General features: G+C 58.9%; 9 protein-coding genes. 3 read left to right on the top strand and 6 right to left on the bottom strand.

Features of this window, described 5'->3' with window-relative positions; translation table 11 throughout:
• Positions 1–526: 526 nt before the first annotated feature.
• Positions 527–1,555, bottom strand: coding sequence for a hypothetical protein (locus tag VIH17_06345; protein ID HEY4682855.1), 1,029 nt, complete (start codon positions 1,553–1,555; stop codon positions 527–529).
• A gap of 377 nt (positions 1,556–1,932) precedes the next feature.
• Between VIH17_06345 and VIH17_06340 the strand changes: the two genes are divergently transcribed.
• Complete coding sequence (locus tag VIH17_06340; GenBank protein ID HEY4682854.1) at positions 1,933–2,811, top strand: DUF4198 domain-containing protein; 879 nt, start codon at positions 1,933–1,935, stop codon at positions 2,809–2,811.
• A 283-nt stretch (positions 2,812–3,094) separates the two neighbouring features.
• Here VIH17_06340 and VIH17_06335 read toward each other — a convergent pair whose 3' ends face one another.
• A complete protein-coding gene (locus tag VIH17_06335; protein HEY4682853.1) occupies positions 3,095–3,271 on the bottom strand; it encodes a hypothetical protein in 177 nt (58 codons plus the stop codon).
• Positions 3,272–3,456: 185 nt separating this feature from the next.
• On the opposite strand from VIH17_06335, the gene VIH17_06330 reads away from it, so the two are divergent.
• Positions 3,457–4,773 (top strand): citrate synthase, encoded by a 1,317-nt coding sequence (locus VIH17_06330; protein HEY4682852.1) that lies wholly within the window; start codon positions 3,457–3,459, stop codon positions 4,771–4,773.
• A 552-nt stretch (positions 4,774–5,325) separates the two neighbouring features.
• Complete coding sequence (locus VIH17_06325) at positions 5,326–7,095, top strand: hypothetical protein (protein ID HEY4682851.1); 1,770 nt, start codon at positions 5,326–5,328, stop codon at positions 7,093–7,095.
• A gap of 85 nt (positions 7,096–7,180) precedes the next feature.
• Here VIH17_06325 and VIH17_06320 read toward each other — a convergent pair whose 3' ends face one another.
• The 4 genes from VIH17_06320 to VIH17_06305 all read right to left on the bottom strand — a co-directional run bounded on the left by VIH17_06320 (position 7,181) and on the right by VIH17_06305 (position 10,450).
• Positions 7,181–7,879 carry a lipid-binding SYLF domain-containing protein gene (locus tag VIH17_06320; protein HEY4682850.1) on the bottom strand — a complete coding sequence of 233 codons (699 nt, stop codon included), beginning with the start codon at positions 7,877–7,879 and terminating at the stop codon, positions 7,181–7,183.
• Between the two features lie 283 nt (positions 7,880–8,162).
• Positions 8,163–8,993 (bottom strand): GGDEF domain-containing protein, encoded by an 831-nt coding sequence (locus tag VIH17_06315; protein HEY4682849.1) that lies wholly within the window; start codon positions 8,991–8,993, stop codon positions 8,163–8,165.
• 97 nt (positions 8,994–9,090) lie between these two features.
• Positions 9,091–9,768, bottom strand: a complete 678-nt coding sequence (locus tag VIH17_06310; GenBank protein ID HEY4682848.1) for a class I SAM-dependent methyltransferase — start codon at positions 9,766–9,768, stop codon at positions 9,091–9,093.
• A gap of 217 nt (positions 9,769–9,985) precedes the next feature.
• The gene (locus VIH17_06305; protein HEY4682847.1) at positions 9,986–10,450 is read right to left on the bottom strand and encodes a CYCXC family (seleno)protein; all 465 of its coding nucleotides are present in this window, start codon (positions 10,448–10,450) and stop codon (positions 9,986–9,988) included.
• Positions 10,451–10,685 lie beyond the last annotated feature (235 nt).

Here is a 10,685-nt window from a genome sequence, read left to right as displayed (position 1 = left end):
TCGCCCCAACATCGCTACACGCCGCAGTTCTCTTTCGCTCATCGCTGTCCTCTTCAAAGCAACCTCCTATGGAGGCCGCAGTGTAGGGGACATTTCTAACGAGGCGAAAAGGGGACATTATCAAAGTGGTTCAACAGTGCTATCCTCCCTTGGGCACTGCTAGCATTTCTGCTGAAAGTGGACTGGAGAGAGCTCCAGCCCGTGAAATCTCTTCAGGGTTGCATCTGTTCGGCGGGGAGAACGTAGCAGCCCGGCACCCGTCCGCTGTGGGCGGCGTTGTTACAGCCTGGGAAACGGCTCAAGCATCCTCAAATTTGGGGCACCGGAACGATGGTGATCGATCCAATTCCTTTGCCTCGCCGCGGGGCCAGCGCGATCCGGCACCCTGAGCCTTCGCCCCGATATATCGGGGGAACAGACTCCGGCCCGGTTTTTTGAGCACTGCGCTGGTGCCGTTTCAGCTATTTGGGGATATTTCCCGCCCCATACCAACAAGTTGGTACGGGCCCCGTGAGTTGGAACGCCGCTAGAAGCGGACGGCGGCGACGTCCATGCTGCTCTCGCTCGGGATCGGCCGCTCGCTCGACCAGGGGCTCGGGTTCCATTGCCGCAGATAGACCTTGCTCGAGCCCTGACCCTGGTAGGCGAGGTAGAGCGCGTTGCCGGCAGAAAAGAGCACCGGCGGACTGCTCGTGTCCACGTCGGGCACCTTGTTTTCCTCGCTCCACCGGTAGCCGTCCCAGACCAGATAGAACACTTTTGAGGAGTTTATGCCCTGATAGGCGACCCAGAGTTGCGGGTCCCGTTCCAAATTGTTGGAACGCGACTGGCCGATCGTTGCCATGGTGGGTTGCAAGCCGGTCTCAGCGTGGGGCAAAACGTGCTGCGCCGACCACTCGTGGCCGTCAAACCCGCGCACATAGATGCGGTTGTCCCTGAGACCCTTGTAGGCCAGCAGCAGGTCGTTGGCATAGACAGTCAGGACAGGCCCAGCCGTGGACTCCGCCACGCTCAGCAGATATTCTTCACTCCACCGCTGGCCGTCAAACGTGCGCAGGAAGATCCGGGAGGTAGGGTAAGCGCGATAGGCAAGATAGACGGTTCCGTTGAAAAGCGCGAGCGAAGGCGGGTTCTCCGTTTTTGACTTGCCGATCTCGCGCTTATCGGACCACCGGCTGCCGTCGAAGGTCCGCCAGATCAATCGCCCCGAGCTCTTGTCCTTGTAAACGATCAAGAGATACCGGTCCGTGTGGAGGAGCGCTGGGGCGACGTCGCTCGAGGCTTTGGGGATGGCCCACTCCGGCGACCACTGCGAACCGTTGAATGTGCGCAAAATAATCTGGCTGCTGTTCTTGCCGCGATACGTGACGTAAAGGTCGCTCGCTCGAGAGCGCGATTCGGGCGAGGCCGATACCGGCGAGCCAGACCGATCGCCGCCATAGCCCTGCGCTCGAGCCATCACGGTAATCAGCATCAGGCAGGCCAGCACAATGCCCGCCAGTCCCAGCACGCAAACCCAGCCTTGTGCCTTCATCAGGAAATGTCGTTTTCGCATCTTGAGAACCCTCAACTGTCTGAAATAAGATCTCCTTGCCAGAAGACGCTCGGCTGGCTCAAAAGGGGTTGAAAAGGGAAGGCAGAAACCAACAACTAAGAGTAGCAAACTAATAAACTTTTGAGAAGGGAAAACGCAACCCGTGCAGCCGTTGAGTTAACCCGCTGCAATGGTAGATGCCAGGTGACAGCGGTTGGGTTGGCCGGCCCCGCCTTGCGGGATCTTCGATTTTCGAGTTTCTATTTTCGATCGCCGGCGCCTGGTTCTGCCCTCGTCACTCCCATCACGTCCGAAGCAGATGAGCGTAAGGGCTGGACGAACCGGGTGCTCTCTGGTAGCGTGAGCCCTTCCGGCGGCCTTACGATGGAGGCACATCCATGCGCTCACCTGGATCGGGAAAGGTCCTCAAGAAGACCATCATGCTTCTGTTCATCGCAAGCGGGCCTGCTCTGGCGCACGACACCTGGCTCGTGCCGCACAAGTTTCGGTTTGCGCCGGGAGAGACCGCGCGCGTCGCCCTGAACACGAGCGAGGCGTTTCCCTCGAGTGAAGTGGCGGCGCAGCCGGACCGCATCCTGAGCTATGAACTGCTCTCCGCTTCCTCGCGGCGGGCGGTGACCGGCTATCGTGTGGAAGGGAATTCGCTGGTCGTGGATGTGACGCTTGATGAGGCTGGCATTCACATCCTGGGCGTGCAAACCCGGCCTCGATTGATCGTCATGGAAGCAAAGCAGTTCCATGACTACCTGACGGAAGAGTCTCTCGAGGCCCCCTTGCGTACTCGCAAGGAGCGCAGCCAGCAAAACGATGCCGGCCGGGAACTCTATTCGAAGGCTGCTAAACTGGCGATTTGCGTGGGCGATCGGACAGGCATCCGCCGAGGCGGGGGAGAGCAGCCCCTCGGCTTCCGCCTGGAGATCATCCCGCTTTCGAATCCATGCTTGCTCGCCGCCGGTGATCGCCTGAGAGTTCAAGTATTATTCGAAGGCGAGCCGTTGGCCGGCGCCACCGTTCATTCGAGTTACGCAGGCCGCACCGGACATCACTACGCCCTGTCGCAAAGCTCCGACGCTCGTGGCGAAGCCGAATTTCTTCTCGACCGCTCCGGGGCGTGGTTTGTGCGCGTGCTCCACATGGTGCCTGCCCCGTTCCGCATGGAAACAGGGCCTGCCCCGGAACAATCGGGGCCAGCCGCCTCGGACGGGGAAGCGGATTGGGAAAGTGTCTTCGCTACATTCACCTTTGAGGTGCGTTGATCCCGCCGCCGGCGGGTGAAATGGTCAAGGCTCTGGCTGACGGGGCTGAAAGCGGTGTAGCATAGAGATGGACGCGGGTGACCCCGGACCCAAGAGCGCTGTGTGGGGATGGAAGCCCCGCCGCCCAGGTTGTGAAAGCTCAAAGCGGCTCCCCGGTGGCGGCACCCGCGTCCGTTCCGTATCGCCGGGGATGTCAGTCCCAACAGGTCAAGGCCAGGGCCGATCCAAGCGGGCCAGTGACTCCTGTTCGCGCCTCCGATTTTCGATTCTCTATTTTCGTCTTCTAAGAATCCATGCAGAAGAATTCGATGGACTCTCGGGAGGGAATAGGCTGCTTGCTTTTCCAGAGGAATCGGGACACTCGCCGCTTTTTGCTTGAAGCCAGGGGCAAAATGCCGTAAAAATAGAGTTGCTGCCCCGCCGCCCGGCGGTCGAGCGCCGCGGGATCATCTTTTCGCATCGCGCGTTCGGTTGCTCCGGAGGTTCGCTCGGATTGAGAACGCGCCGTCGCCCGCCTTGGTTCTGAAGAATGTTCGATTGCAGCTTCGATAGAAAGCAGGCAAGCAGCATTCCCTTCCGCAGCCCGCTTCGTCCCGAGACTTCGGGAGCGCCCCAATGCCACGGCTTTCATAAAGGAGAGTTCCCATGGGCAAGGATAGTCTCACCATCACGGACAACCGTACCGGCAAGACCTACGAAATCTCGGTGGCTCGTGGCACCATCAAAGCGATCGACCTGCGTCAGATCAAAGTTTCTGACGATGATTTCGGGCTGATGAGCTACGACCCGGCTTTTATGAACACGGCCTCCTGCCAGAGCAAAGTCACCTTCATCGACGGCGACAAGGGTATCCTGCGCTACCGCGGCTACCCCATCGAACAACTGGCGGAGAAGTGCACCTACCTTGAAGCCGCCTACCTGGTTCTTTTCGGCGAGCTGCCGACCAGGAGCCAGCTCGACGATTGGGTGCACAACATCACCCAGCACACCTATGTCCACGAAAACATCAAGAGATTCATGGACGGATTTCACCACGACGCTCACCCGATGGGCATGTTGGTGAGCACGGTCGGCGCGCTTTCCACCTTCTATCCTGATGCCCGGAACATCCGGGATGCCTCGAACCGCCTCAAGCAAACCTACCGCCTCATTGCCAAGATGCCCACCCTGGCCGCCTTTGCCTATCGCCACAGCCGCGGGCAGCCTTATATCTATCCGGACAATGATCTGAGCTATTGCGAAAACTTCCTGAGCATGCTGTGGCGGATGAGCGAGCCCAGGTACAAGCCCAATCCGGTGCTGACGCGGGCGCTTGAGATCCTTTTCATCCTTCATGCCGACCACGAGCAGAATTGCAGCGCCAACGCCATGCGCAGCGTGGGAAGCTCGCACACTGACCCCTATTCGGCGTGTGCCGGCGCCATCGCCGCTCTCTACGGGCCGCTGCACGGCGGCGCCAACCAGGAAGTTCTGGAGATGCTCGCCGAGATCGGCTCCAAGGACAAAGTGCCCGAGTTTATCAAGAAGGTAAAGGCAGGGGAGCGGCTGCTGATGGGCTTCGGGCATCGCATCTATAAGAACTACGATCCTCGCGCCAAAATCATCAAAGAGACCGCGGACAAGGTATTCGAAGTCACCGGGCGCAATCCGCTGCTCGATATCGCGCTCGAGCTCGAACGCATCGCTCTGGAGGACGAATACTTTGTCAAGCGCCGGCTCTACCCCAACGTGGACTTCTATTCGGGGATCATCTACCAGGCCATGGGTTTTCCGGTGGAGATGTTCACCGTGCTCTTTGCCATCCCGCGCACGTCCGGCTGGATCGCTCAATGGCAAGAGATGCTGCTCGACCCGGAGCAGAAAATTGCCCGGCCGCGGCAGGTCTTCGTGGGCTATGACAAGCGGGATTTCGTGCCCATCGCGCTGCGTGGGCCCGAACCGAAAATGCGGGCCGCCACTTAGGAGGTTTGCGCGAACACCAGGGCATTCATTGTGGATGGTACGATCTGCGGAACCTCATTTTTTGTTCCCGGAACATCGCCGGGTGGCCTTGAGGGTGCCGCGTTCGGCTCGATCCCCTGCCTGCGCTGTCCCAAAGCTTCGGGACGCCAGGCAGGTCTTGACCGAGTTAGAAAAGATCTTCTTGCCGTTTCAATCGGAAAACCCCCTTCTTGGACAATCGGACAGGTGGCTTCGTTCCGAGCTTGACCAAAGTTCATGCGATTACTATACTGCCCCCCATCAGCCCTTCCCGGAAGGGAGGGAGCCGTTTGCCCGTTAGCAACGCCGCGCGTCCGGTCAGGGATCACCGATCCCGAGCCAATCGGGATTACAGAAATTCTTCTCCCGCTTTCCCAAAACACTCTGCCGCAAAGGCTTTTTCCGCAATCCACGCCTCTTCTCTCGAGCAACTGAACTGCTCAGTCCATTTCCACTTTCAAAGCGCCAAAACGCGTTTGGTTTATACGCGATCCCACTGTTCCAACCTTGATGGAGGTGCACACCATGCGGATCATGAGCTTTAGATTTCCCTATGCGGGAGCACTGGCCCTTTTGCTTTTGTTCGGGATGGTTCCTCTTGCTTTGCAAGCACCTCCCAGGGCCGAGTTGCCGGCCAAGCCGCGAGAACTTGTCGAAACAGCCATCCAGAACTGGAATCAGGTTTACGGGACGCACGTGAAGGCCCTGGACTGGGCCTACGAGGGAACTATTGCCTCCGAGGAGCAGCGAGAGGTGATCCTGGGCGAAATGACTGCTCCAGAAAAGGCGTGGTTTCCCAGTGGTGATGTGGGGAGACCCAGCGAAATGACAGCGCTCAGAATCGTCGATGATCCCCAAATTGAGCGAGGGGCGATTGAAAAATGGCAGGCCATGGTGCGGGGCAAAGTTCGTGTCGGCCACCACATTGTCAGAATTCGTTGGATCAAGGGATCGCAACCATTCACCAGCATCTGCATCGCCGATGACAACGCGCTAGTTTACGACAGCATGTTGTTCAATGCCGTTCTCACCCAGAAACACAGCCGGTGCTTCGAGTACAAAATGTGGTGGATCTGGGAGAAGCTGGCAGGAAAGCCCTGGCAAGAGTGGACCAGAGGTCACATCACCGCGGATCTAACGCCGAATTGTCGCGAAGGCACTCCGGTCACCTGCGACAAGGACTGCCAGGCATCGATGACCGGTGGCGAAGCAACGATCAAGTGCAAGACCAGGATCGTCCAAAACTGTTGTCAGATGGACTACAACTGGGCATGGGCCTGCGGCTTCAAGAAAATCAAGGTTGGGAAAGACAAGTTTAGTCTCGAGGTCGAAGGGTACATCGGCTCCAGCGGAGCGGGTAACGGCAGTTGCACCGAGTGCTGCCCGGCACCGCCCCCGAAAGCCCCGCCGCCCCCTCCGCCGCCGGGGAAGCCCACTCCGACTCCGGGCGGCTCGAAGACCACTGACGAAGGCACACACCAATCTACCGTCTTCGATACGCCTTACGGCCAAGTCAAAGTGAATCTCCCGAAGGAGCAGAGCGACACGCTCACGGGCACGGTGGAAGCTGAACCGAGGGATCAAACGGCTTCGGATGTATTGCAAGGTATGGTGGTGGACGTTGAAGGTAAGACGCGGGAGACGGTTTCCGTGGCGAAAGGAGTGTTGGCCGTTACGGGCGCTGGCAGCGTCGTGGCTCTGGTTCTGCGCAGCACGGACGGCAGGGAGATTGCCCGGCAAAATGTGGAATTTGGCCCGGTACCCCAACCAGTCCGGGACTTTGCGTTACCTGGATTCGGCCAGCCTGGGCAGACAGTTGTAGTCAATGGGCCCCACAGTGGTCTTCACGAGAACGACACACTTCTTGTTGGGAAAGACGCGGCCACTTTTGTCACCGAGTCCAAGACCGGTTCGGTATGGCGGCTGCCGAACGACGTCAATGCCGGGCAAACGACGATTCAATTCCAAGAGGGGACCGAACGACGGGATGGGCAGTTCAATGTCGTCACGGTACAACTAAGCGCTCCCACAACAACGCTTCCCAGAGGTGGAAGCACGGAGGTCGTCACGACCGTCAGCGGGTTGGAAGGATACGATTTGGACAAACATCCTCTGTACCTCCGCGAGGAGATTCGCACGCCGGGTGTAGTCAAGTTTGAAGGCGTAAAAGCGGCGGACGTGCTCACGCGCCAGATCACTCGCGACAAGGTCAAAGACGGGCAGTTTAGGATCCGGGCTCGAGTTCGCGCAAAGAGAGCCGGAAGTTTTCAGATCGTCGGCAGGGTCACCGAACAAGAGAAGTGAGAGCCGGGAAACCCTCTACTTGGGACGCGGGGCCATGTCCCTCGGCGCAAGTTAGCCGATCCCGGTCCGTAAATCGCTGGACGGTTCAGTCAGAGAGATTCTTGGGCGATTTCTTGTTAAGGAGCGACAGCATAGGCTGCCCCGCAGCCGGCACGCCGGCAGCCCGCTCACGCACAATCTGCTTTGCCGTGACCTTGCGACCGTAGATTTTCTCGTTGGCACCGTTGTCCTGGCGCAGGGTCGAACCTTCCAGCGACACGCCGGCGAACAGCCCCCGGTTGCGAGAATAGGAGAGGATTTCCGCTCGCATGTAAGCGTCGGTGGCTGCGGTGGCGGTGCGTCCCTTGGGGCCAGCCGCCGCGGAAGCGTCGCCGCCCAGCTTCACTTTGGTCTTCAGGAGGGAATCGGCCCCCTTCGTGTTCATCACCAGCAGGATAAAGTCGGTCGCTTGAGCGCCCAGTTGCAGCCCGAAGCTGCCGCCTTCCAGACGGTACATAGCCGGTGGGCTCCAGGGGCCGGTGAACTTTTCCCCCGTGCGACACGACATCGCGCCCCGGCCGTAGCTCCCGCCAAAGCCAACGGCCAACTTCTTCACCGAGGGCATGATGACGACACACTCGGCCCGGTCGAGCAACTCTTGCGGGATGTTATCGGGGATGCCCAGGATCTCTTCCAGGACCTCGCCGCATTTCTTCAGCCGCTCCGCATCCTTGTTTTTTTTCTCTGCCTGCGCGGGCAGTGAGAGCAGCAAAGCAGAAACAAACAGTGACAAAGCTTTCCGCATCAAGATCCTCCTGAGGCTGGGCAACCGCATCGTACAACTTCCTGCGGGCGGGCCCAAGAAAGCTAGTGCCGTTCCAACTAACTGGGCCTAATGGAATCTACGAGATGGTTCCCGCGGGCAGAAGCTCGTGGGCCAAACGTGAGCGCCATGTCGTTCCCTCTGTTCAGCCCGCGGCTTCCGCCGCTGGGCTAGGTGCAATAAGTTGGAACGGCACTAGAAGCGCGAGGCAGCGGAACAGCCAACCAGCATGGGTGGCGAACCACCCGTGAGGTTGGCTTGGCCCCTACCCTGCGGGGGATACCTCTGTTTGCCACTGCCGCATGCGCTTGTCGGTGTACAAGTTCTGATCGACCTCGACGAACAATTCCTGCAAATCTTTGCCTTTGCCGTTGCTGGTGACGCCCGCGCTAAAGGCAAGTCGAAGGCCGAGATGGGTGTTTTGGTTGAAGCTTGAGAATTCCTGTCGCAGGCGCTTAAGCAGTGCCGCGGCCCCGTCGGCATCCGTCTCCGGAAGAACAAGCAAGAATTCGTCTCCGCCGTAGCGAACGATCACGTCCGATTTTCGGCAGGCCTGCTTGAGCAGCCGGCCGGTTGCCCGCAGGGCTTCATCCCCAACCGGATGGCCGAGCTGATTATTGATCTCGCGAAATCCGTCCAGATCAAGCATGACGAGGGAAAAAGTCTGGCCGTAACGTTCGGCTCGTTGGATTTCCTGACCGAGGAAAACCTCCAGATATCGTCGGTTGTACACTTCCGTGAGCGGGTCAAGAAGGGAAAGTTGCTGGTTCCTCAGCCTCTCCATCTGCTCTTGAACCAGGCGGTGGTGGAGGGCGCGCATGCGCCCATGCTGGCGGATCACGTAAACGTTAAATAGAACGACCAGCGTGAGCAAGCCGTAGAAGAGTTGAACGGCGTACTGCCGGGGCACAACAAGAATCTCTCTTTTCCAGAACACGGTGGGGAAAATCAAAACCAGGAGGCCGACCGAAACGCAGCTTCCAAGCAACAGGGTCAAGAACCAGAGCTCCCAGTCCCTCCGCTCTGTCTTGGCGAGTTCTTGCTCGGCGGCATGGATGCCAATCTGGAACGCACCCTCAGAATTGTCCCTTGGCACAGCGGCTCACTCCACGCCGGGGGACAGGCTTGCCGACCGGGCGAGCATGAAGGCGCCCTGCCAAGCTGTCAATGGTACCTGCCGCGAATGAACAAACCTAGCTTTGGAAGTGACAGCCTGTTCGAGACCGGGCTCGATACAGTGATAGTGTTCCGAATAAAGTAGCGTAGCGCGCCGTTTCCTCAACGTCCTGCAAGCCGGCTACGGCGCACAATTCCGGGAGCAGACCTTTTACGTTGTCCGCTGTAGTGTGAAAGCTGTCGAGCAGCTGCACCCCCAAGAATGCCAGGCGCATAAGCCCGTTCTGTGGCTTGCCCCAGTCGGCGATATGAAGTTCTCCACCCGGCCGCAGAACACGGAGCACTTCCCGAAGAGCCGACAGTTTGTCTTCGCGTGTGAGGTGATGAAACAGGAGACTTGAAAGAACGCGGTCGAAGCTGTTGTCGGTGTAGGGGAGCGCGTAGGCCATCCCATGGTCGAGCCTTAGGCTGACGCCAGCTCGGGCCGCCTTTCTCCGGGCGATTTCCAAAATCCGCTTGTCTGCGTCCAAACCAATGACTTCCGCCTCGGGACAGGTACTATTGATCAGGGAGGTCAAAGTTCCTGTCCCGCAACCCAGGTCGAGCACCCTGTGGCCGCTTCTTATTCTTGCCTGCCGCAGTAGTTCCCGCTTGAACTTAGTCTCACGGGTTGTAAGGCGCAGCAGCGGGTCATAGAGTGGAGTCAACCAGCGATACCCAAGGGCTGGAACGTAGTCTCTGCGATCGTTTTCCATATTGACACTCTTGCGGTCGTTCGGAGCGGCCGCTAAACAATCCCCAGGGCGACGCCATCGTCGCCTGCTATCTGTGATCTTTCATAATCGCCTAACCCACGCACGCGGCGACTTCTCTGGAACGTTTGTTTCTTGTAGGCAGCGAACCTCACAGGCATCGACCAAAGCTGGCCTCGTAAGAGTGACTAATCCCCACTCTCGCTGGCGAATTGTCCCATCAGCGTCGGAAACGCAAGTCCACCGTTTTCCACTCCCCTTGGATGATCGCCTTGCGAATCGTCGCCACGGTTTCGCCTTTCCGACTCATTTGGTCAGCGAGGAAAGCTTCCTTGATGCAAATGAGGCAAGCGGCGCCATGGTCGCTTGCATAGCAATCCAGCAGGCTGCCATGGCCGATACGATCACAGTAACAATAGCACGGCAGTTGGGCGAGCAACCGGGGCTTCTGTTTGGCGATCCGGTAGGCTGAGCGAACCAAAGGTTGGGAAAAGTACTCCGGGTCAAGCGTTTTGGCCAAGGCTGGCAGACCCTTGCGGGCATCGTGGTAGGGCGGCACATAGCCAGAATCAGGATTCTTCTGAGGCGCCCCGGGCAACGGTGCCGCCAAGAGAGCTGCCATGAGTAGCAAGGTTTTCGTCCGGTGCTTTGTCATCACGGTTTCGATCTCCGCTCTGGCAGCCATTTCTCCGACTGCCTGCGCCTAAAGTCTGGAACTTTTCCGAATCAGGATCAGGGGAGCGCAAAGCCTCGCTAGAGGTGTTCAGGGCCGTGTCCCCATGCACGAGATCCGACGCCCTATCGGAAAGCCAGCGAAGGACGGCCTCTTCGAGGTCCCGAGAGTCGAGCTCAAGGCAGAGTTCCAGGAGCGAGCGCCCGCCGTTCAGGACGATCCGGAAACAAGGCAAAGCATCTTGGCG

It is taken from the genome of Candidatus Acidiferrales bacterium, from assembly GCA_036514995.1.
GTDB lineage: Bacteria > Acidobacteriota > Terriglobia > Acidiferrales > DATBWB01 > DATBWB01.
This window is presented reverse-complemented; position numbering and strand designations above follow the sequence as displayed.